The 21,484-nt window shown below is 66.7% G+C and carries 22 protein-coding genes; 13 read left to right on the top strand and 9 right to left on the bottom strand.

Features of this window, described 5'->3' with window-relative positions; genetic code table 11:
- Positions 1 to 80 precede the first annotated feature (80 nt).
- Positions 81 to 1,451, top strand: a complete 1,371-nt coding sequence (gene rimO / locus KNJ79_RS04625; protein ID WP_317152967.1) for a 30S ribosomal protein S12 methylthiotransferase RimO — start codon at positions 81 to 83, stop codon at positions 1,449 to 1,451.
- Here the strand turns inward: rimO and KNJ79_RS04620 are convergent.
- The 3 genes from KNJ79_RS04620 to KNJ79_RS04610 all read right to left on the bottom strand — a co-directional run bounded on the left by KNJ79_RS04620 (position 1,430) and on the right by KNJ79_RS04610 (position 5,296).
- On the bottom strand, positions 1,430 to 2,923 hold the full coding sequence (locus tag KNJ79_RS04620; RefSeq protein ID WP_317152966.1) for a tetratricopeptide repeat protein: 1,494 nt from the start codon (positions 2,921 to 2,923) through the stop codon (positions 1,430 to 1,432). The two genes, rimO and KNJ79_RS04620, sit on opposite strands and share 22 nt — an antisense overlap.
- Positions 2,924 to 3,143: 220 nt before the next feature.
- Positions 3,144 to 4,157, bottom strand: a complete 1,014-nt coding sequence (locus KNJ79_RS04615) for an inorganic phosphate transporter (RefSeq protein ID WP_089215701.1) — start codon at positions 4,155 to 4,157, stop codon at positions 3,144 to 3,146.
- 14 nt (positions 4,158 to 4,171) lie between these two features.
- Positions 4,172 to 5,296, bottom strand: coding sequence for a DUF47 family protein (locus tag KNJ79_RS04610; RefSeq protein ID WP_170935499.1), 1,125 nt, complete (start codon positions 5,294 to 5,296; stop codon positions 4,172 to 4,174).
- A gap of 224 nt (positions 5,297 to 5,520) precedes the next feature.
- Between KNJ79_RS04610 and KNJ79_RS04605 the strand changes: the two genes are divergently transcribed.
- Positions 5,521 to 7,062, top strand: a complete 1,542-nt coding sequence (locus KNJ79_RS04605; protein WP_317153864.1) for a flavin-containing monooxygenase — start codon at positions 5,521 to 5,523, stop codon at positions 7,060 to 7,062.
- 173 nt (positions 7,063 to 7,235) lie between these two features.
- On the opposite strand, the gene argC is transcribed toward KNJ79_RS04605, so the two are convergent.
- The 3 genes from argC to KNJ79_RS04590 form a co-directional block, all read right to left on the bottom strand.
- Complete coding sequence (argC, locus tag KNJ79_RS04600; protein WP_317152965.1) at positions 7,236 to 8,162, bottom strand: N-acetyl-gamma-glutamyl-phosphate reductase; 927 nt, start codon at positions 8,160 to 8,162, stop codon at positions 7,236 to 7,238.
- Between the two features lie 4 nt (positions 8,163 to 8,166).
- On the bottom strand, positions 8,167 to 9,111 hold the full coding sequence (locus KNJ79_RS04595) for a C40 family peptidase (protein WP_317152964.1): 945 nt from the start codon (positions 9,109 to 9,111) through the stop codon (positions 8,167 to 8,169).
- An 87-nt stretch (positions 9,112 to 9,198) separates the two neighbouring features.
- On the bottom strand, positions 9,199 to 10,602 hold the full coding sequence (locus KNJ79_RS04590) for a leucyl aminopeptidase family protein (RefSeq protein WP_317152963.1): 1,404 nt from the start codon (positions 10,600 to 10,602) through the stop codon (positions 9,199 to 9,201).
- A gap of 56 nt (positions 10,603 to 10,658) precedes the next feature.
- Between KNJ79_RS04590 and KNJ79_RS04585 the strand changes: the two genes are divergently transcribed.
- The 5 genes from KNJ79_RS04585 (at position 10,659) to KNJ79_RS04565 (ending at position 14,031) form a co-directional block, all read left to right on the top strand.
- On the top strand, positions 10,659 to 11,489 hold the full coding sequence (locus tag KNJ79_RS04585) for a DUF4163 domain-containing protein (RefSeq protein WP_317152962.1): 831 nt from the start codon (positions 10,659 to 10,661) through the stop codon (positions 11,487 to 11,489).
- Between the two features lie 198 nt (positions 11,490 to 11,687).
- Positions 11,688 to 12,371, top strand: a complete 684-nt coding sequence (locus tag KNJ79_RS04580; protein WP_317152961.1) for an RluA family pseudouridine synthase — start codon at positions 11,688 to 11,690, stop codon at positions 12,369 to 12,371.
- Positions 12,364 to 12,765: an alternative ribosome rescue aminoacyl-tRNA hydrolase ArfB gene (arfB, locus tag KNJ79_RS04575; RefSeq protein ID WP_317152960.1), complete on the top strand. Its 402-nt coding sequence runs from the start codon at positions 12,364 to 12,366 to the stop codon at positions 12,763 to 12,765. Before KNJ79_RS04580 ends, arfB begins: the two co-directional genes overlap by 8 nt.
- Before the next feature lie 270 nt (positions 12,766 to 13,035).
- A complete protein-coding gene (locus KNJ79_RS04570) occupies positions 13,036 to 13,620 on the top strand; it encodes an SOS response-associated peptidase family protein (RefSeq protein WP_317152959.1) in 585 nt (194 codons plus the stop codon).
- A gap of 90 nt (positions 13,621 to 13,710) precedes the next feature.
- Complete coding sequence (locus KNJ79_RS04565; RefSeq protein WP_317152958.1) at positions 13,711 to 14,031, top strand: PilZ domain-containing protein; 321 nt, start codon at positions 13,711 to 13,713, stop codon at positions 14,029 to 14,031.
- On the opposite strand, the gene KNJ79_RS04560 is transcribed toward KNJ79_RS04565, so the two are convergent.
- Positions 14,032 to 14,457, bottom strand: a complete 426-nt coding sequence (locus KNJ79_RS04560) for an EVE domain-containing protein (RefSeq protein WP_317152957.1) — start codon at positions 14,455 to 14,457, stop codon at positions 14,032 to 14,034.
- 152 nt (positions 14,458 to 14,609) lie between these two features.
- Here KNJ79_RS04560 and KNJ79_RS04555 point away from each other — a divergent pair, with 152 nt between their 5' ends.
- Positions 14,610 to 15,539 carry an isopenicillin N synthase family dioxygenase gene (locus tag KNJ79_RS04555; RefSeq protein WP_317152956.1) on the top strand — a complete coding sequence of 310 codons (930 nt, stop codon included), beginning with the start codon at positions 14,610 to 14,612 and terminating at the stop codon, positions 15,537 to 15,539.
- Between the two features lie 360 nt (positions 15,540 to 15,899).
- On the opposite strand, the gene KNJ79_RS04550 is transcribed toward KNJ79_RS04555, so the two are convergent.
- Positions 15,900 to 16,781, bottom strand: a complete 882-nt coding sequence (locus KNJ79_RS04550) for a LysR family transcriptional regulator (protein ID WP_089215711.1) — start codon at positions 16,779 to 16,781, stop codon at positions 15,900 to 15,902.
- A 158-nt stretch (positions 16,782 to 16,939) separates the two neighbouring features.
- Here KNJ79_RS04550 and KNJ79_RS04545 point away from each other — a divergent pair, with 158 nt between their 5' ends.
- Positions 16,940 to 17,269 carry a UrcA family protein gene (locus KNJ79_RS04545; RefSeq protein ID WP_317152955.1) on the top strand — a complete coding sequence of 110 codons (330 nt, stop codon included), beginning with the start codon at positions 16,940 to 16,942 and terminating at the stop codon, positions 17,267 to 17,269.
- 145 nt (positions 17,270 to 17,414) lie between these two features.
- On the opposite strand, the gene KNJ79_RS04540 is transcribed toward KNJ79_RS04545, so the two are convergent.
- Positions 17,415 to 17,834, bottom strand: a complete 420-nt coding sequence (locus KNJ79_RS04540; RefSeq protein WP_317152954.1) for a winged helix-turn-helix transcriptional regulator — start codon at positions 17,832 to 17,834, stop codon at positions 17,415 to 17,417.
- Between the two features lie 117 nt (positions 17,835 to 17,951).
- Between KNJ79_RS04540 and KNJ79_RS04535 the strand changes: the two genes are divergently transcribed.
- The 4 genes from KNJ79_RS04535 to KNJ79_RS04520 all read left to right on the top strand — a co-directional run bounded on the left by KNJ79_RS04535 (position 17,952) and on the right by KNJ79_RS04520 (position 21,470).
- A complete protein-coding gene (locus KNJ79_RS04535) occupies positions 17,952 to 18,695 on the top strand; it encodes an SDR family oxidoreductase (protein WP_317152953.1) in 744 nt (247 codons plus the stop codon).
- Between the two features lie 145 nt (positions 18,696 to 18,840).
- Positions 18,841 to 20,070: a 23S rRNA (adenine(2503)-C(2))-methyltransferase RlmN gene (gene rlmN / locus KNJ79_RS04530; RefSeq protein WP_317152952.1), complete on the top strand. Its 1,230-nt coding sequence runs from the start codon at positions 18,841 to 18,843 to the stop codon at positions 20,068 to 20,070.
- 205 nt (positions 20,071 to 20,275) lie between these two features.
- Positions 20,276 to 20,734 carry a hypothetical protein gene (locus KNJ79_RS04525; RefSeq protein WP_089215716.1) on the top strand — a complete coding sequence of 153 codons (459 nt, stop codon included), beginning with the start codon at positions 20,276 to 20,278 and terminating at the stop codon, positions 20,732 to 20,734.
- An 88-nt stretch (positions 20,735 to 20,822) separates the two neighbouring features.
- Positions 20,823 to 21,470: an MOSC domain-containing protein gene (locus KNJ79_RS04520; protein ID WP_317152951.1), complete on the top strand. Its 648-nt coding sequence runs from the start codon at positions 20,823 to 20,825 to the stop codon at positions 21,468 to 21,470.
- Positions 21,471 to 21,484: the final 14 nt, after the last annotated feature.

The following is a 21,484-nucleotide window of genomic DNA, read 5'->3' as shown; positions in this document are numbered from 1 at the left end:
TTCGTCCTGCGCAGCTTTTCCATGCCCAAACGCGCCGCGCGTGACAAAGCCGCAAAAATCGCCTATGGGCGCGCCCGATCATGATAACCAGGACCCTCCCCGCCCAGCCGAAAATCGGCATGGTTTCGCTCGGCTGCCCGAAGGCGCTCGTCGACAGCGAACGGATTCTAACCAGGCTCCGCGCCGACGGCTATGGCCTGTCGCCCGATTATGCGGGCGCCGACGTCGTGCTCGTCAACACCTGCGGCTTCCTCGATTCGGCGAAGGAAGAAAGCCTCGAGGCGATCGGCGAGGCGATGGCCGAGAATGGCCGCGTCATCGTCACCGGCTGCATGGGCAATGAGGCCGAGGCGATCCGCGCGCGCTTCCCCAAGGTGCTCGCGGTCACCGGCGCGCATCAATATGAGCAGGTCGTCGATGCCGTCCACGACGCCGCACCGCCGACGCAGGGACCGTTCGTCGATCTCGTCCCCGAGGGCGGGCTGAAGCTGACGCCGCGCCACTACAGCTATCTGAAGATCTCCGAGGGCTGCAACCACAGCTGTTCCTTCTGCATCATCCCCGACCTGCGCGGCAAGCTCGTCAGCCGCCGCATCGACGCGGTGCTGCGCGAAGCCGAAAAGCTCGTCGCGGCGGGAACGAAGGAGTTGCTGGTCATCAGCCAGGATACCTCGGCCTATGGCGTCGATATCCGCCACGACCCGCGCCAGTGGCACGGTCGCGAGGTGCGCGCGCACATGACCGACCTCGCGCGCGAACTCGGCCAGCTCCGCACCGGCGAGGGCCACGCGCCATGGGTGCGCCTCCACTATGTCTATCCCTATCCGCACGTCGACGCGGTGATCCCGTTGATGGCCGAGGGGCTGCTCACCCCCTATCTCGACATTCCCTTCCAGCACGCGAGCCCGAGCGTCCTCAAGCGCATGAAGCGCCCCGCGAACGAAGCCAAGGTGCTCGAGCGGCTCAAGGCATGGCGCGCCATCGCCCCCGACATCGCGATCCGGTCGAGCTTCGTCGTCGGCTTCCCCGGCGAAACCGAGGCGGACTTTCAATATCTCCTCGACTGGCTCGACGAAGCGCAGCTCGACCGCGTCGGCGCGTTCCGCTTCGAACCCGTCGCGGGCGCGCAGGCGAATGCGCTCGACAATCCGGTGCCCGAGGAGGTCAAGGAAGAACGCTATCAGCGGATCATGGCCAAGACCGCGGCGATCAGCGCCGCCAAGCTGGAAGCCAAAATCGGCCGCACCCTCCCCGTCATCATCGACGAGGTGGGCGAGCCCGACGAAGAGGGCAGCATCGGCGCGACCGGCCGCAGCCAGGCCGACGCGCCGGAAATCGACGGCCATGTCTATCTGCGCGACGTCGCCGCGAGCCTGAAGGCGGGCGATATCGTCGATGTCGTCGTCGAGGACGCCGACGAGCATGATCTTTACGGGGTGGTTGCGGCCTGACTTTGGTTCGGCACGGCATTCCCGCCGTGCGCCGCCAGTTCTTCGCGCCTTGTTCCAAAGGCGGGAGCATATTCGAGCGGAATATCGCGCGCGACCCTTTCGAAAACGGGAGCCACATCGGCGCGCGGTCGAACCCGCAGCGCGAGCGAGGGCGTCACCGACGACGTGCCGTACAGATCGAAACTCTGCTTTTGCAGCGCTCTTATCATGGGCATCGCGCGGTATCGGTCGTTCAGTTCATTGCGGACGATCTCTGCGGCGCGATCCTCGGCGCCGCCACACAGCATGGCGGCCGCCGCCACGGGCGCCGAATCGGCCAGATGTTGCTCGACATCCATCATGACGGCCTTGGCCTCGCCCTCGCGCCCGAGCGCCGTCAACGCGCACAGCTTGGCGCGCCGCACAAGCATGCGAGCATAGCCGTTCCCACCCTCCTCGGCGATGCGTCCCGCCAATTCGGCCGCTTCCAATCCCCGCTCATATTGCCCGAGATCGACTAGCCGCTCGCCGCGATTGATCGCGAAATTGACCATCCACGCGCTTGTGGAGGGGTCGTCCGCCTGAGCGACGATGCGGTCGAAGATGTCGCCGGCCGCGTCGTGACGGCCCAGCGCATCGAGCGCATAGACTTTGGCGTTGAGCGCCCAGCCCATATCCTCCGACAAGCCGGTAAAATCAGAAGGTTGATGTTTGTCGAGAAGCGCAACGACCTCCTCGAAACGTCCGTTGCGCAGATAGGCCAGCGCCAGGCTCCTGATCGCGCCGGGCTTGTCGGGTTGACTCTGGTAATTCGCAACGGCTCGGCGGAGCTCGGCCTCGAGAAACACCTGCAGATGGAGGCCAGCCTTGGCCTCGAGCTGCGGCCAGTATTTTTCGAACCGTCGATCACCAAGCACGTCGATCACCGAATCGGCCAGCACGGTCTGATCCACCAGCTCGATGGCTCGGTCGGGGTGGCCCGCCTCGACCTCCGCGGTAAAATGATCCGACTTGATCGAGATCTGCATGTCCTCGGAAAAGCTGGCCAGATGGCCGGGCGTATCCAGGCCGCGCATCAGTGCGAGCAGTCCTTCGTAATCTTTGGCCTGGCGATGGGAGTGGAACAGGTTGCGCGCGGTTTGCGCCAGCGGCTCGGTCTGCCCTTCGGCTTCCGGAGAGTCGAGAAAGGCAATCAGGTCGGCGGAAGCGGCCGCGCGATCGCCCGCCAGCGCGGCGATGTTGATCGACGCAATCCTGTCCAGCTCGATCTTTCCCGAGCCGCGAACATATTTCAGCTTCTGATAGGCATCGGTCCAGCGCTCTTCCGAAACCGCACAACTCATCTCCGCAGCGGCGCGCATATATTTCACATTCGGATTGAAGCTGCCGCGCATCTCCATCTGCCAATAGAGCGGAACAAGGAAGCCGCAGAAGTCGGTTTCCTTGCGCTGGGCTGCGTCGGCGAAGGCGGACAACAGCTCGGCATCGGTCATGCGCGTGAAGTCGGGGCGCTCCGGCGCGGCGCCCGTCTGCGCCGCCATCGCCACGCCGAGCGAAAGCGACGCCCCCAGCAGCGCCATCAGCCGAACGACTGCGATCATTCCGGATTTCCCCTGCCTCTTACCTGCGGCCTTGCCTAGCGCGGACGCGCAGCGCGGCAAAGACCGAAGAAAAATTGCCGCCAGAATGGCACCGATCGCCGCGGAAGCGGGCTTAGAACAGCCGCGTCAGCGAATAGAAGATCGCGGCGACCACCGCGCTCGCGGGGATGGTGATGAACCAGGCGACGACGACGTTGCTCGCGACGCCCCAGCGCACCGCGCTCGCGCGGCGCGCGACGCCGGCGCCGATGATGCTGCCGGTGATCGTGTGCGTCGTCGACACCGGAATGCCGAGCAGGCTCGCGGCAAAGACCATGATCGAGCCGCCGGTCGAGGCGGCGAAGCCCTGATGGTGCGACAGCTTGGTGATCCGCCCGCCCATCGTCTCGATGATCTTCCACCCGCCCGACAAGGTCCCCAGCGCGATCGCGATATAGCAGGCGAAGGCGACCCAGTGCGGGACGTGGAAATCGCCGGTCATATAGCCGGTCGAATAGAGCAATACCGCGATCACCCCCATCGTCTTCTGCGCGTCGTTGAGCCCGTGGCTCAGCGAATAGGCTGCCGAGGAAAAGAGGTGCAGCGTGCGGAAGGTCCGCTCGGCGAATTTCGCGGTGGCACCGCGCAGCGCCCAGCTGCTCGCGAGCATCACGAGCATCGACAGCAGCATCCCGAGCAGCGGCGAGAGGAAGATCGCGATGACGGTCTTGTTGAGCCCAGACCATTCGATGCCCTCGAACCCCGCATGCGCGACCCCGGCGCCGACGATGCCGCCGACGAGCGCGTGGCTCGACGAGGAGGGAATGCCCTTGAGCCAGGTGACGACGTTCCAGAACATCGCCCCGACGAGCGCGCCGAACACCACCGCCGGCGTCACCAGATCCTTGTCGATCAGCCCCGCGCCGATCGTCTCGGCGACCTTGTGCAGCGCCGGAAAGACGAGGCTGAGAAAATAGGCCGCGAAATTGAAGAAGGCGGCGAACATCACCGCCTGAACCGGCCTGAGGAGCCGCGTCGCGACGACGGTCGCGATGCTGTTCGCGGCGTCGTGCAGGCCGTTCAGAAAATCGAACGCCAGCGCAAGGACGATCAGTCCGGCAAGGAAGGGAAAGGCGAGTTCATGCATGGCGGCGCCCCCGCTTACGCGTGGTCGATGACCAGGCCGTCGATCTCGTTCGCGACATCCTCGAATCGGTCGACGACGCGTTCGAGGTGGCTGTAAAGCTCGCGCGCGATCATGAAGTGGATCGTGTTCTGCTCGCCATGTTCGCGGAACAGCCGCTTGAGCCCCGCCGCGTGGATCTCGTCGGCATGGCCTTCCATGCGCACCAGCCGCTCGGTCAGCTCGTGCAGCCGCGGGCCGTTCGCCGAAATATTGCGCAGGAGCGGCAGGGCCTCGACCGTCAGCCGCGCCGAATCGACGATGATGCCCGCGATGTCGCGCATTTCGGGATCGAATTCGCGGACGTCGTAAAGGTCGACCGCCCCCGCGGTCTTCTGCATCTCGTCGATCGCATCGTCCATCGAGGCGATCAGGTCGGTGATCGCGCTGCGGTCGAAGGGGGTCAGGAAGGTGCGGCGCACCGTCTGCAACACTTCGCGGGTGATCGCGTCGGCGTCATGCTCGCGCTCGACGATTTCCTGAATATGGTCCGCCATGCCGTCGCCGCCCTGGAGCAGCCGCGCGAGCGCCTCCGATCCTGCGGCGAGCGTCGCCGCATGGCGTTCGAACAGCTCGAAGAAATTGCCCTGCCTGGGAAGCAGGCGCTGGAACCAGGCGAACATGCGGCTAACCCCCGTCTTGTCTGCAATCGTATCGACGACGCCGCTCGTGCGCGCTGCCGCGCGAAAGCCGCTGTCGCCGAAGGAGCGGATCATCGCCTGCAGGTCGGGCTCATCGACGACCTCGGCGGCCTTGTCGAGCGCGAACCAGCGCCGCTCGCGCTCGTCCTGCTCTTTCCATTCGCCGAGTTCCTTGGTCACCGCGAGCGGAAACACCTCGACGTTGAGCATCACCGACGCGCCATTGGCGCGGCGCTTGCGATAATGATAGCTGCCGATCGCGGTCGGGCAGACCGCGCCGAGCACTCCGGCTTCCTCCTCGGCCTCGATCGCCGCCGAGGCGTGGCGCGACAGGCCGGTGAGCGGATTGCCCTTGGGAATCACCCAGCGCCCGGTGCCGCGCGAGGTGATGAGCAATATCTCGGTCGGGCCGTCGCGCCCGGGGCCGCCGAAGCGATAGGGGAGAACCGCGATCTGTCGCATGACGCCTCCTCCTTTCCTGACGGGCGGCCGGGGGCAGTGGCCATTGATGACAATTGGGTGACGCCCCTATGACAATATCGTGACAGCGGCAATGGGCTGCGTTCCAGGCCTCGCAGTTTCCGTAAACGTCAATTCGATTGCAAAATGCAACGCTATGCGTAAGCTGCTGCTCGAAGCGAGCCAGGGCACCGACCCGCTCGATAGAAAAGACGGGAGACATGATGATGGCAGGCACGGCGACGAAGGACCGCCCCGCGCAGGCAAAGGCTGCCCCGGTCGATCAGGATGTGCTGATCGTCGGCGCCGGCATCTCGGGCATCGGCATGGCAGTGCATCTGCAACTGCATTCGCCTGACCGCAGTTTCGCGCTGGTCGAGCGCCGCGCCAATCTGGGCGGCACCTGGGACCTGTTCCGCTATCCCGGCATCCGCTCGGACAGCGACATGCACACGCTGGGCTTCGTCTTCGAGCCGTGGAAGCATGAAAAGTCGATCGCCGACGGCCCCGCCATCCTCGATTATCTCAATCGCATCGTCGACGAGCGCCACATCCGCGAGCGTATCCGCTTCAACCGCAAGGTCGTCGGCGCCGACTGGAGCAGCGCCGACGCGCGCTGGACGGTGACGCTCGAGGACGAAAGCGGCGCGACCTCGACCACCACCGCGCGCTGGCTCTATCTCGGCTCGGGCTATTACGACTATGACGAACCCTATGACGCCAATTTCACCGGCCGCGAGGATTTCGAGGGTCAGATCGTCCACCCGCAATTCTGGCCCGAAAATCTCGACTATGCCGGCAAGCGCGTCGTGGTGATCGGATCGGGGGCGACCGCGGTCACCATCGTCCCGTCGATCGCCGGCAAGGCGGCGCATGTGACGATGCTGCAGCGCACCCCGACCTGGTATGCGATCCGCCCCGCCAAGGACGCGCTCGCCAATTTCCTGCGCAAGATCCTGCCCGAAAAGCTCGCCTATCGGATCACCCGCTTCAAGAATATCCGGCTGCAGGACATCGTCTTCCGCCGCGCGCGCGAAAAGCCCGAAAAGGTCGCCGACTTCCTGACCCGGAAGCTCAAGGCGGCGCTCGGCGACCGCTATGACCCGGTCGCCTTCACCCCGCCCTATAATCCGTGGGAACAAAGGCTGTGCCTCGTCCCCGACGCCGATTTCTTCGAAGCGATGAAGGCCGACAAGGCATCGGTCGTCACCGACCATATCGAGCGCTTCGACAAGAGCGGCATTCAGCTCAAGTCGGGCCGCCACCTCGACGCCGACATCATCATCACGGCAACCGGGCTGAAGCTGGCGGTGGCGGGCAAGATTCCGGTGCGCGTCGACGGCGACCTCATCGACTGGAGCGAGCATTTCTATTACAAGGCGTGCATGTTCTCGAACGTGCCGAATTTCTCGGCGGTGTTCGGCTATCTCAACGCGAGCTGGACGCTGCGCGCCGATATCGTGTCCGAATATGTCTGCCGCGTCCTCAACCACATGCGCGACACCCGCACCGAGGTCGCAACGCCGCTCCTCGCCGATCCGTCGAGCCTGACCGAAGAGAATATTTTCGATTTCTCGTCGGGCTATATCCAGCGCGCGCTGCACATCATGCCCAAGAGCGCGGTCGATCTGCCGTGGCGGCTCAGCCAGAATTATGTGCAGGACCGGATCGACATGAAGAGCGGGCCGGTCGACGACGGTGTGCTGCGCTTCGGCCATGCGAGCGCCGCGACCGCCGCGGCGCCGGCCGAACTCGAAGCGGCGGAATAAGCGGCCCGGCACACTGAAACTGCACCTGCGCTAGCCGACGCTCGATCATCTAAAGTTCGTGTGTCCCCGCGAAGGCGGGGACCCATCTCCGACCGGCGCCAGGTCGCGACGTCGGGAGATGGGCTCCCGCCTTCGCGGGAGCACACGAGCTTGTTGTGTCAAAGATGATCGCGCTAAAGCCGCAGCCCCGCGGTTTCGGGCAGGCCCGCCATGATGTTCAGATTCTGGACGCAGGCGCCGCTCGCGCCCTTGCCCAGATTGTCGAGCCGCGCGACGAGGCGCGCCTGGCTGCCGTCGCCATTGGCAAAGACGAACAGGTCGAGCCGGTCGCTGCCACCGTCCGAGGCGCGCAGCAGCATCTCGCCGTCGGCGGGCGCTTCGCCCATCCCCACGATCGGGCTGCCGGCATAATATTCGGCGAGCGCGGCGCGCAGCGCATCGGGCGTCGCCGCGCCGGGCATCGCGCCGAGCGGCAGCGGCACCTCGACCACCATGCCGCGATGCGCGGGGATCACCGCGGGCGAAAAGAGCGGCGCGACGGCAAGCCCGCAGCGCGCCTGCATCTCGGGGACATGCTTGTGCCCGAGCGCCAGCGCATAACCGCGCCACGCGATGTCGCGATCGGCCTCGAAGCGCTCGATCAGCGCCTTGCCGCCGCCCGAATAGCCGCTGACCGCGTTGCAGCCATAGGGCCAGTCGGCGGGAAGCAGCCCGGCGCGGACCAGCGGCGCGACGAGCGCGATGAAGCCCGTCGAATAGCAGCCGGGGTTCGACACGCGCATCGCCGCGGCGACCGCGTCGTGGCCGCTGACTTCGGGCAGGCCATAGACCCAGCCCGGCGCGACGCGGTGCGCGGTCGAGGCGTCGATGACGCGAGTCCGATCATTGTCGATCATCGCGGCCGCCTCGCGCGCGGCATCGTCGGGCAGGCAGAGGATAACGAAATCGGCCTCGTTCAGCGCCTCGCGCCGCGCGGCGGCCTCCTTGCGCCGCGCTTCGTCCAGGCGCAGCAGCGTAAACTCGCTCCGCCCCGCGAGCCGCTCGGCGATTTCCAGCCCCGTGGTTCCGGCCGCGCCGTCGATGAAGACCGTCTGCGTCATCGCCTCAACGCACCCGCTTCATGCCGCTGACCGCGGGGTCGTGCCCCTCGGCCGCGAAGCGCGCAATGACGTCGGCGAGCGGTTCGGCGGCGACCGACATGCTGTGCTTGCTCGCATGTATCAGCGTGTCGCGGTCGGCCATGATCCCGACATGGCCGGGAAAGAAGGCCAGGTCGCCGCGCGCCAGGCCGGCGGGCGCGACATCCTTGTCGCTGCCGAGCGCCGCGAGTTGCAGGTCGCTGTCGCGCGGCAGATGGATGCCCGCCGCGCCCCATGCGAGCTGGACGAGCCCCGAACAGTCGATCCCCTGCGCGGTGCGCCCGCCCCAATGATAGGGCGTCCCGATCATCGCTTCGGCGACCGCGGCGGGATCGGCGTCGAATGCGTCGATCTCCGCGAGCGCGTCCATCTCGATATAGCCGTGGACCGTGCGCAGCCAGTCGCCCTGCACCTCGCCCATCACCAGCGCACCATAGGGCAGGATCGCCGACCCGCCGCTTGCCGCGTCGGGGGCGGAATGAAGGCGCGCCTCGGCGGCCGCGACGCGGTGCGTCGGCGCGATCGGGTTGCCGAGCGCATTGGCGGCCAGATAGCCGACATAATGGTCGGCAAGGCCATAGCCCCACGCCCAGCCGCCGGTGACGTCGAGCAACGCGAAGCCTTCGCCGAACAGCAGCTCGCTCGTCTGCTCGGCATCGAGCGATGGTGCGGCGCGTATCGCGGCCGAGGGCAGGACGCAGCTCGTCATCTTGGGCGCGGCATAATGCGGCGCGAAATGGGTCCCCGCGACCGCGATGTCGGCGAGGTCGGGGCGGATCGCGACGATGCGCGGGTCGAAATCCTGCGCGACGCCGGCGAGCCCGAAGCGGTCGCGGCCCGCGCCGGCAGCGCCGGGGCGCCCCATGCGCACCCGGTTCAATGCTGAATTATCGCCCTTGTTCGCGGTCACATCTCGTCCTGTGCAAAGCCAAAGATCCGCGCGATCGCGGACAATCGCGCGGCATTAGACCAGCGCGCCGCGCTTGATCAAGCGGGTTCAGCCGCGGCCGCGGCGGTCGTAGCGCGCCTGCAGCATCGCCCACGCCGCGCGCAGCCCCAGTGCCGCGCCGCCCTTCGGGCGCCCGGGTTTCGCCGTCGGACGCCAGGCGAAAGTATCGAAATGCGCCCAGCGCGTATCGTCGGGGACGAAGCGTTTCAGGAACAGCGCCGCGGTGATCGACCCCGCAAAGGCCGAGCTGCCCGCATTGCCGAGGTCGGCGATGTCGGTTTCGAGGAGGTCGGCATAGCCGTCCCACAGCGGCATCCGCCAGACGGGATCGTCGCGGTCGGTGCCGCCCGCGATCAGGTCGGCGGCAAGCGCATCGTCATTGGCATAGAGCGCCGGCAGATCGGGGCCGAGCGCGACGCGCGCGGCGCCGGTCAGCGTCGCGAAATCGACGATCAGCTCGGGCTTGTCCTCGCCCGCTTTGGCGAGCGCGTCGCCGAGCACCAGCCGGCCTTCGGCATCGGTGTTGCCGATCTCGACCGTCAGTCCCTTGCGGCTCTTGAGCACGTCGCCGGGGCGGAAGGCATCCGACGAAATCGCATTTTCGGCCGCGGCGACAAGGCAGTGAAGGCGGATCGGCAACCCGGTCGCCATCACCAGCTCGGCAAGCGCAAGGACGTGCGCGGCGCCGCCCATATCCTTCTTCATCAGCCGCATTCCCGCCGCGGGCTTGATGTCGAGCCCGCCGCTGTCGAAGGCGATCCCTTTGCCGACGAGCGCGACGCGCGGATGATCCTCCTTGCCCCAGACGATCTCGATCAGCCGCGGCGCATGATGCTTGGCGGCGGCACGGCCCACCGCGTGGATCATCGGATAGCCCTGTTCGAGCGCCTCGCCCTTGGTGACGGCCAGCGTCGCGCCATGCGCCTTCGCGATCCGCGCGGCCTCCTTTTCGAGCGCCGCCGGTCCCATGTCGGCGGCGGGGGTGTTGACGAGGTCGCGGACGAGCGCGGTCGCGCGCGCTTCGGCGACCATCGGCGCGATCGCACCGACGTCGGCGGTCAGCAGCACGCGCGGACCGCGTGCCTCTTCCCTGGTGCGATAGGCATCGAAGCGATATTGCCCGCTCATCCAGCCGAACAGCGCCTTGCCCGGCTGCCGCCCCTCGATGCGATAGCGCCCTTCGGGAAGCACCTGCCCCAGCTTGGCGAGACACCAGGCCGACAGATTCTCGACATCGGCGACGGTCGTGACGACCGACCAGCTTTCGGCATCGTCGCCCGGCAGGATCGCATGGGCGTAGGCGTCGGGCTTGTAGGCGGCGGCGGCAAGCGCGGCGCGTTCGCGCGCGCTGCGGCCTGTCAGCCACGCATCATAGCTCTTCTTGTCGACGAGATGGATGGCGCGCGCATCCTGCCCCTTGTCGGGCTGGATCAGGTCGGAATAGTCGATCATGCTCCATCTGCCTAAGCCGATAGGGAAACTTTGTCGATTCCCGGCGTTGTTCGGCCATGACGATGATCTCCCGCTCCTCCGCCGCGCTCGTCCTGACCGGCGCGCTGTTCGCCGCCGGCTGCTCGGAAAAGCCGCAGTCCCCCGCCGAAAAAATGGCAGCCGCTTCGGTGCCGGGCGCCCCGCCCGACGGCGCGAAGGACCTTGCCGCGAAGGAAGTCACTGAGTCCGAAGTCAAGCTGTCGAACGACCTTGTCGAGTTCGCCTATGCCTATCCGCGCGAGGCGGCGCGCATCCCCGATCTCGCGGCGTGGCTCGACAACGATCGCGAAAAGCAGCGCGAAGCGCTGATCAAAACGGCGAAGCGCGACAAGGACGACGCCGAAAAGAACGGCTTTCCCTATCATCCGCACAGCCATCTTCAGACGTGGAAGCGCGTCGCGAGCACCCCGCGCTTCCTCAGCCTGTCGGCCGAGATCGACACCTATATGGGCGGCGCGCACGGCATGCACAGCTTCGACTCGCTCGTCTGGGATCGCAATCATGCCAAGCGGCTGAAGCCGCTCGACCTGTTCGAAAGCGGCGAAGCGTTCGACCGGGCGGTCAACGACGATCTGTGCGCCGGCGTCGAGCGCGCCAAGGCGGCGAAGGGCATCGACTGGTCGCGCGACCCCGACAGCAGCTTCGGCCAATGCCCCTCCGCATCGGCGCAGACGATCTGGCTCGGCTCGACCGACGGCAAATATCTCGACCGCATGACGATCGCCATCGCCCCCTATGAAGTCGGCCCCTATGCCGAGGGCAGCTACACGATCAACCTGCCGGTGACCGCGGCGGTCGTCCACGCGCTGAAAGACGAATATCAGCGCGATTTCCTGCCGATCAATTGACGGAAGGAGGCGATTGTCCCGCTCGTGGATACGGCGACTTTCGGGCGATACCAATCGTAGGGACGAGGAAGCCCCTCCCCTGAAGGGGAGGGGCTTAATAGGATCGCTATGTCCCCTCCCAACCCCAAAGCCGCCACCGCTTTTGCGATCCGAGCTTTCCCCTTTCGGTCGAACCGCCGCCGCCCTATAGCGCGCTCCATGCTCCTATCCGACCGCGTCCTGTTCCTCGACGGCGAGGCCCTCGTCATCGACAAGCCCGAAGGGTTGCCGGTCGATCCGCCGCGCGACGGCAGCCTCAGCCTCGAAAATCATCTCGACAGCCTGCGCTTCGGCTTCAAGCGCTGGCCGCTTCCTGTCCACCGGCTCGACCGCGACACCTCGGGCTGCCTGCTTCTCGCGCGCAACCCCAAGGCGCACGGCCGCTTCACCCGCGCCTTCGAGGGGCGCGCGGTCGAAAAGCAATATCTCGCGATCCTCGACGGCATCCCCGAGGGCGAGCGCGGCACGATCGACCTGCCGCTCGCCAAGGTTTCGACCGCGGAGGCGGGCTGGCGGATGGTCGGCGACGCGAAAGGCAAGCCGTCGGTGTCGCATTGGGAAAAGCTCGCCGTCGTGGACGGCCGCGCGCTGCTTCGTTTCCGTCCCGAGACGGGGCGCACGCACCAGCTGCGCGTCCACGCGCTCGAAGGCCTCGGCTTCGCGATTGCGGGCGATCCGGTCTATGGCGCCGGCACGGGGCGCGATCGCACCCTGCTGCACGCCGAGCGGCTGGTCGTGGACCGTGACGTCAAGCCGCCGATTATCGCCGAGGCGCCCTTCCCCGACCGCTTCGCGGCGCTGGGCTTTGCCGCGCCCGAGGGAGCCGCGCCGACCCGTGGCTGAGATTCCCGAAAGCGCGATCAGCGAACGCTTCCTCGCCGGCTCGGGACCCGGCGGGCAGAATGTCAACAGGGTCGCGACCGCATGCCAGCTGCGCGTCGACGTCTATGCGCTCGGCCTCGCGCCCGATGCCTGGCGGCGGCTGAAGGCGCTTGCGGGCAGCCGGATGACCGCCGACGGCGAACTGGTCATCCTCGCACGGCGTTTCCGCACGCAGGAGGCGAACCGCGCCGATGCGCGCGCGCGCCTTTCCGACCTGATCGACGCTGCGCTCAAGCGCCCCGAGCGGCGCATCAAGACCAGGCCGAGCAAGGCCGCCAAGGCGCGCCGCATCGAGGGCAAGAAGGCGCGCGGATCGGTGAAGGCGATGCGCGGCCGCGTCCGCCCGTCGGACTGATACCAAGCTGCAGAGATCGCAACCTATGAGGATTGTCAGTCCCGTTTGCTGGCGAGGAGCGGCGGAAGCGGCGATGTGGTTCATCGTCGCGACCCTGCGACGACGTCCAGCGGACGGGACTGGCAATCCTGCGGGCGGCCTTCTGGCGGCCCCCGGACAGCGTCACGCCCTCGGCACGATACACCGCATCGCCCCTTCGGGCGCTCCTCGCCGAGAACCGCCAGAAGGCCGTCCTCATAGGTTGCGATCTCTGCAGCTTGGTATGACCCCTTGATCCTCTATCGCCTCGACGCCGACGCCGCCGAAATCGCGGCGGTGCTGGGCGCCGAGGCGGGAAAAGACCCATGGCAAGGCGGCTATGTGACGCCCGGCCGCCCGGCGCCGGTCGTCGTCGGCGACGGCCGCCCCGGGTCGCGTCCCGTGCTGCGACCGAAGCTGTGGGGCGTCCCGCCGCCGCCGCGCGGGGATCGGCCGGTAACGAGCGTGCGCAACCTGCAAAGCCCCTTCTGGACCGGCACGCTGCGCCATCCCGAATTGCGCTGCCTGATCCCCGCGACCGCCTTTGCCGGCTGGTCGGGGACTGCCGGCACCAAGCGGCAGCTTTGGTATTCGCTCGCCGGCGAACATGTCTTCGCCTTCGCCGGCATCCACCGCCAAACCGAGGACTGGCCGAGCTTCGCGGTGCTGACGACCGAGCCCAATTCGCTGGTCGAGCGCCATCAGGGAGCGACGATGCCGGTGATCCTGCACCGCGAGGACCATATTCGCTGGCTCACCGCCGACTGGCGCGACGCGGCGGGCCTCGTCACCCCCTTTCCGAGTCATTTGATGGAAACAGGATCAACACCGCCTTAACCGGCTTCCTTCACGCTCTGCGTTGATCTTGCGCTAACCACCCGGGCGCTAGTTTCGACCCGAATCGAAACAATATGAAGGCGACCGACCGTGCCGAGCACCGCCCCCACGCTCAATCCCCCCGCCAATGCCCGCCGCGCCCGGCGCGCTTCGGTCGATGGCCGCGCACGCTTTCGCGAAGCCGGGCAGAATCCGTTCGACGCCGAACTTTACGACCTGTCATCAACGGGCTTTCGCATGTTCACCTATTCGCGTCAGGCGATCGGCAAGCGCATCTGGGTCAGCCTGCCCGGGCTGGAACCGCGCGAGGCGATCGTGCGCCGCGCCGAAGGCTGCAGCTATGGCTGCGAATTCGTCGAACCGCTCCACCCGTCGGTGGCGAGCCATTTGCAGGCAAAGCTCGGCGCCTGATCAGTCTTCGGGCTTTTCGGACCTTTTCAGGATATGCTGCCATTCGGCGGCACGCACCGGCGCGACCGACAGGCGCGACTGGCGGATGAGTTTCATATCAGCGAGCCTGGGATCGGCCTTGATCGCCTTCAATGACACCGGATGCGCGAGCGGGCGCACCGGTTCGACGCGCACCACGACCCACGGCGAACCCGCGTCGGCGGTCGGGTCGGGAAAGGCGGTCTCGACGATCCGCATGATGCCGACGCATTCCTTGCCGATATTGCTGTGATAGAAAAGCGCCTCGTCGCCGACCTTCATCGCCTGCATATTCTGCTTGGCGGTGTGGTTGCGCACGCCGTCCCATATGCCGCTGCCGTCGCGGACGAGGTCGTCCCAGCTATAGGCGTCGGGTTCGGATTTCATCAGCCAATATTGCTTGCCCATGGCGCGGGGCTTAGCCGAGGCAAACGGGTGGGGGAACCGCCTTTTTTCCTTTCGCATGGCCGCCCGAGCGCCTAAATCCCCGTTCATGTCAAAGACGCGCCGCCGGTCCGCCGGCAAGCCGCGCCACAGCCTCAACATTATGGATTAACAGCATGACCGCCGCCGTTCCCGTCATTTCCCTATCGCTGCCCGCCGATCGTTTCGCGCAGGATTTCGGCGCCTCGTTCGAGCGCTTCGGCTTCGCGATGATCACCGACCATGGCATCGACCCGGCGCTGATCGACCGCGCCTGGACGAAGGCGAAGGAATTTTTCGCGCTGCCCGAAGCGGTCAAGCGCGCCTATTTCATCCCCGGCGGCGGCGGCGCGCGCGGCTATACGCCGTTCGGCACCGAGATCGCAAAGGGCGCCAAGGAAGTCGACCTCAAGGAATTCTGGCACGTCGGCCGCGACCTTCCCGCCGGACATCGCCTCGCCGCGCAGCAGCCGAACAATGTCTGGCCGGGCGAAGTCGAGAGCTTTCGCGCGACCTTCGAGGCGTTGTTCGCCGAGTTCGACCGCGTCGGCGGCCGGCTGCTGTCGGGCATCGCGCGCTACCTCGGCCTTGCGCCCGATTTCTTTGACGACACGGTGAAGGACGGCAACAGCGTGATGCGCCTGCTCCACTATCCGCCGGTCGAGGCGCCCGCGAAGGGCATTCGCGCCGAAGCGCATGAGGACATCAATACGATCACCCTGCTGCTCGGTGCCGAGGAAGCCGGGCTCGAGATTCTCGACAAGGACGGCAGCTGGCTTCCCGTTTCGCCGCCGCCGGGCGCGATGGCGGTCAATGTCGGCGACATGCTGCAACGGCTGACCAACAACCGCCTGCCCTCGACGACGCACCGCGTGCGCAATCCCGACGAGGGCCGCGCCGGCGTCGCGCGCTATTCGATGCCCTTCTTCCTGCATTTCCGTTCGGATTACCGGATCGAGACGCTGGACAGCTGCATCGACGCCGAGCATCCGGACCTTTATCCGGTGCCGATCACCGCCGACGACTATCTGCAGGAGCGGCTGCGCGAGATCGGCCTCAAAAAATAGCCTTCAGGACAGGCGCGCGCGCATCGGTCACGCGTTCCCATGGCCCGTGCATCTCGATGATCGAGCCGAAGACGCCGCTGATCTCGCCGTCGCGACCGCCATCGACGCCGCGGCCCTCGGCTGCGCACGCATCCGCTGAGGCGGTTGCGGAGGCTGGCGCGACACGAACGGGTGGAAGGGTGCCGGCTCGCGACCGGCAGGGGACATTCGGCGCCTTATAATGTCGTCATTCCCGCGAAAGCGGGAATCCAGGGCGTGCGTCGGCTAACCCCGCACTGGATTCCCGCTTTCGCGGGAATGACGAAGACGGGAAACGACAACTTTCTCCCCCAAAACCGCCTTCTCTCCCTCGTGCCATCCCTAAGCCCGCGCCAGCCGCGTCAGCGCATTCGCAAGGAAATCGAGCACCGCCCGCACGCGCGGCACGTGGCGCAGGCGTTCGTGGGTGAGCAGCCAGACGCCGGTGGTGTCCTCATTCTTCGGCGGGATGCAGCGGATGAGGTCGCTTTCGCGGTCGGCGATGAAGGCGGGCAGGACCGACAGTCCCATCCCCGCGCGCACGCCCGATAGCAGGCCCGACGCCGTGTCATATTGCATCACCACCGCATCCTCGAGCGCATATTGGCGCAGCCACGCCCGATAGGGTTCCCAGACGTGGCCGCCGCCGCCGATGAAGGGATGCGCGGCGAGTTCCTCGCGGCTGTGCGGGATGCCGTGCAGATCGGCGTAGTCGCGGCTGCAATAGAGCGTCCAGCCATTGTCGGCGATGCGCCGCCCGACCAGGCCGGCGCCCGACGGCTGCTTGCTGCTGCGGATCGCGATGTCGGCGGCGCCCGCCGCGAGGTCGCGCGACTCGTCCGACGTGTCGAGCTGGATATGGATTTCGGGATGCGCGGCGCGCAGGTCGCGCAGGATCGGCGGCAGGATGGTGACCGCGAAGATTTCCATCGTCGTGACGCTGACCGTGCCGCCGGTATCGCGCGAGCGCGCCCCCGCGGCCTCGCCGAAGCGGTCGGCGGCCTCGCGCACCGCAAGCGCATGGCCGAGCATCGCCTCCCCCACCGGGGTCAGCGCATAGCCCGCCTGCCGCCGCTCGAACAGGGCGAGCCCGGTCGCCTCTTCGAGCGCCGCGATGCGCCGTGCGACCGTCGTCTGGCTGACGCGCAGCGCCTGTGCCGCCGCAAGCGTGCTGCCGCTTTCGGCTACGGCAAGAAAGGATCTGAGGTCGTTCCAGTCGAACATGGCGCCCCCTGCTTGTGCGCGATAACCGCTGCCGCCGCATTCTGCAATTTCGCAGAATGAGTGCGCAACATCGTTGCTCCCGCCGGTGCGCGCGAACGCCTAATTTGCTCCTGCCGGCTTCCTCCCCTCCTCAACCAGCCGGACGAAGGAGATTTGAGATGCAAAAGCTTCCGATCCTCGCCGCCCTGACCGCCCTTGCGCTGGGCCAGCCTGCCCTCGCCCAGGATGCGCCCCGCACCCGCACGGCGGTCGTCGACCATCGCGACCTCGACCTTTCTACCGACAAGGGCGCGCGCGCACTCGACCGCCGGATCTGGCGCGCGGTCGTCGAGGTCTGCGGCACTGCGCCCGACTACGACCTCGAAGGCAAGAATCAGGTTCGCGAATGTCGCCGCGACACCCGCCGCCTCGCCGCGGCCGACGCCGAACTGGCGATCGCCGAGGCGAAGCAGGGCCAGCCGATCCGGGTGACGACGCGCGCGAAGTGACGCGGCAACACTTCGGCCTGCTCCTTGTCGAACAAGGCGCTCAGAAAATCCGTGTGTCCCCGCGAAGGCGGGGACCCATCTCCGGCCGGTTCTAGATGAAACGAACGGGAGATGGGCTCCCGCCTCCGCGGGAGCACACGGCTTATTAAATCACCGATGATGACTTGCTACCCTCCCCCCGCGCGTCGAACGCGGCGCGCGCGCCCTCGACCTCGCACAGATGCGCCTCGGCCCAGTGCCACACCCCGCAAAAGGCTTCGCCGAGGCTGCGGCCGAGGTCGGTCAGGCAATATTCGACCTTGGGCGGCACGACCGCGAACACCTGTCGGTGGACGAGCCCGTCGCGTTCCATCGCGCGCAAAGTCTGGGTCAGCATCTTCTGGCTGATACCGGGAACGAGCCGCGCGAGCTCGGTGAAACGGCACGTCCCATGATCTTCCAGTTCCTCGAGCACGAGCAGCGTCCATTTGTCGGCGACGCGGCCGATCAGCTCGTTCACCAGCATCTCGACGCGCGGATCGACGGGCGCCTGTGCGTCATGGGAAATTTCTTGCGGCTGCGACATGCAGGAAAATCCAATTCTCACTTTTAGGTAACTATGGCACTTTGGGGTGCCTTCTTTCCTTTGGAGAGTATAGGCATAAATAGGCGTCCTCCCCAACCCCGAAACGGAGGAACCACCATGAAAACCACAGGCAACACCATCCTCGTCTCCGGCGGCGGCTCGGGCATCGGGCTCGCGCTCGCGCAGCGCTGGCACGACGCGGGCAATGCCGTGATCGTCACCGGCCGCAACGCCGCGAAGCTCGAGGCTGCGGTCGCGGGCCGCGAGAATATGCACGCGATGACGCTCGACGTCACCGACGCGGACGCCATCGCCACCTTCGCCAAGGACATCGCGGCGCGCTTCCCGGCGCTCAACATCCTCGTCAACAACGCCGGGGTGATGATGTACGAGGCGGTCGGCAGCGAGCGCGACCTTTCCGACGCCGAGGCGACCGTGGTCACCAACCTGCTCGGCCCGATCCGGCTGACCGATGCGCTGATCGACCATCTCGCGACGCAGGATGACAGCGCGATCGTCAACGTCACTTCGGGCCTCGCCTTCGTGCCGCTGCCCAAGGCGCCGACCTATTCGGCGACCAAGGCGGCGCTGCACAGCTATACGCAGGCGCTGCGCGTCCAATTGGAAGGCAGGGTCGAGGTGATCGAACTCGCCCCGCCCGCGGTGCGCACCGAACTGACCCCGGGGCAGTCGACGCGCGAGGGCTATATGCCGCTCGACGCCTTCGCCGACGAGGTGATGGCGCTGTTCGCGATCGAACCGACGCCGCCCGAAATCCTCGTGCAGAATGTGCTGCCGCTGCGCAATGCCGAGGCAGAGGGCATGGTCGCGGAACGGCTGGCGTTTCTGAACAATCTATAACCCCCGCTGATCGTCATTGCGAACGGAGTGAAGCAATCCAGAGTCACCCGCGCCGCCCTGGATTGCTTCGTCGCTACGCTCCTCGCAATGACGACAGCAGCGAGAATTGCGCTTTCCCCCCAACCTCCCTATATGGCCGCCCATCATGCAGATCCCCGGCCATATCGACCCGGTCACGACGGGCACCGTTCCCCTGCGCGGGGGCAATCGCGTCGACCTCGTCGGCCTGACACGCGAGGGCGTGCGCGCCGCGCTCGAGGAAGCCGGGCTCGACGCGAAGGCGGCGAAGCTGCGCGCGAAGCAGATCTGGCACTGGATCTATCATCGCGGCGTCACCGATTTCGACGCGATGACCGACATCGCAAAGGCGATGCGCCCCTGGCTCACCGAGCGCTTCATCGTCGGCCGTCCGACCGTGCGCGAGGCGCAGCTGTCGAACGACGGCACGCGCAAATGGCTGCTCGCCGCCGCCGACGGCCAGGAATATGAGATGGTGTTCATCCCCGACGCCGACCGCGGCACGCTCTGCGTGTCGAGCCAGGTCGGCTGCACCTTGAACTGCCGTTTCTGCCACACCGGCACGATGCGGCTCGTGCGCAACCTCTCCGCGGGCGAGATCGTCGGGCAGGTGCTGCTCGCGCGCGACGCGCTCGGCGAATGGCCGAAGGGCAATATGGCGGGCGGCGACCAGGACGACGACGAGGCGGGCCACTACACCGCTGACGGCCGGATGCTCACCAACATCGTGATGATGGGGATGGGCGAGCCGCTCTATAATTTCGACGAGGTCAAGGGCGCGCTGAAGATCGTGATGGACGGCGACGGCCTGGCGCTGTCGAAGCGCCGCATCACCCTGTCGACGAGCGGCGTCGTGCCGATGATGGCGCGCGCGGGCGAGGAGATCGGGGTCAACCTCGCGGTCTCGCTCCACGCCGTCAGCAAGGAAATCCGCGACGAGATCGTGCCGCTCAACCGCAAATATGGCATCGAGGAACTGCTCGAGGCCTGCGCCGCCTATCCCGGCGCGAACAATGCGCGGCGCATCACCTTCGAATATGTGATGCTGAAGGACAAGAATGACAGCGACGCCGACGCGCGCGAACTGGTGCGGCTGATCAAGCAGTATCGCCTCCCTGCGAAGGTCAATCTGATCCCCTTCAACCCCTGGCCCGGCGCGCCCTATGAATGCTCGTCGCCCGAGCGGGTGCGCGCGTTCAGCAATCTGATTTTCGAGGCCGGGATCTCCGCCCCCGTCCGCACCCCGCGCGGCCGCGACATCATGGCCGCCTGCGGCCAGCTCAAGAGCGCCGCGACGAGGCCGAGCCGCGCCGAACTCGACCGCATCGCCGCCGAAAAACAGGCCGCGCTCGGCTGAATCCCTGCCATCAGGGTCCCATTTTCCGCGAAAAATCGCGGCTGTTGGCGCGCGCCCTTTCTATACCGTGTGGTAAAAATAACACAGGTAGCAAAATTGTCATATTCTGAATGATTCGTTCATTGCAGCGACAGCCGCGAAGCCCATCTAGGGCGCGGGCCACGACCCAAAGGGCGCGGTCCTGACTAGAATGAAGGAACATACAATGAAAAAATTCGCAGTTGCAGCCGCTCTCCTCTCGGCCGTCGTTGCCGTCCCCGCCATGGCCGCCGACGGCGGCGAGGTTCGCGCCGAAGTGCGCGGCGGGTACATCACCGGCTCGGGCCTCGACGACGCCACCATCGGTGCCGCCGCCGGCTATGACTTCGACCTCGGTTCGACCGCCTTTGCGGGCGCCGAAATCGCGGGCGACAAGGTGCTGAAGGACGGCTTCGACGTCCAGTTCTCGGCCGGCGGCCGCGTCGGCGCCAAGGTCGGCACCGCGGGCAAGGCCTATGTCACCGGCGGTTACACCTTTACCGACATCGACGATCCCTATGCCGGCGTCGGCTATCAGCACAAGCTGGGCCAGAACATGTACGCCAAGGCCGAATATCGCCACCAGTTCATCGGCAACTTCAGCGATTTCGACACCTTCGCGGTCGGCCTGGGCGTTGCTTTCTGATCCGTTCGGAAAGCCACGAAACGAGGAAGGGGCGGCCCCGCGGGGTCGCCCCTTTTCTTTTGGGGCGACGCACGGCACGACAGCGGGCATGACCTACCGCATCGACTCGGTCCTCACCGGCAAGGCGCACGTCTTTGGCGCGCGTGGCGAGCCGAGCGCGATCGCCAAGACGCCCGCGACCGGCCCGCGCGCCGTCACCTTCCTCGGCCTTGCGGGGGACGAGCAGGCCGACCTGTCGGTCCACGGCGGCCCCGACAAGGCGATCCACCATTATCCGCGCGACCATTATACCTTCTGGGACGACGCGCTCGGCGGCCATGCGCTGCTCGCATCGCCGGGCGCCTTCGGCGAGAATATCTCGACCTCGGGCCTCGTCGAGGATGCGGCGTGCATTGGCGACCGCTACCGGCTCGGCAGCGCGCTCGTCGAGATCAGCCAGGGGCGCCAGCCGTGCTGGAAGCTCGGCCACCGCTTCGGCATCGAGACCGTCCCCGCAACGGTGGTCAGGACGCGGCGCAGCGGCTGGTATTATCGCGTCCTCGAAGAGGGCGCGGTCGCGGCGGGCGACGCTCTGGCACTCGTCGAACGCCCGCTCCCCGGCTGGCCGGTCGAGCGCGCCTTTCGCCTGCTGATCGCGGGCGGCGGCAAGCGCGAACCCGCGGCGCTCGCCGAACTGGCGGCGATGGAGGTGCTCGCGACGAGCTGGCGCGAGCGCGCGACGAAGCTGCTCGGTTGATACGCCTCTCTTGT

This window comes from Sphingopyxis indica (genome assembly GCF_032879645.1).
Lineage (GTDB): Bacteria > Pseudomonadota > Alphaproteobacteria > Sphingomonadales > Sphingomonadaceae > Sphingopyxis > Sphingopyxis indica.
The sequence above is the reverse complement of the archived record's forward strand: the minus strand, read 5'-3'. Positions and strand labels throughout refer to the sequence as shown.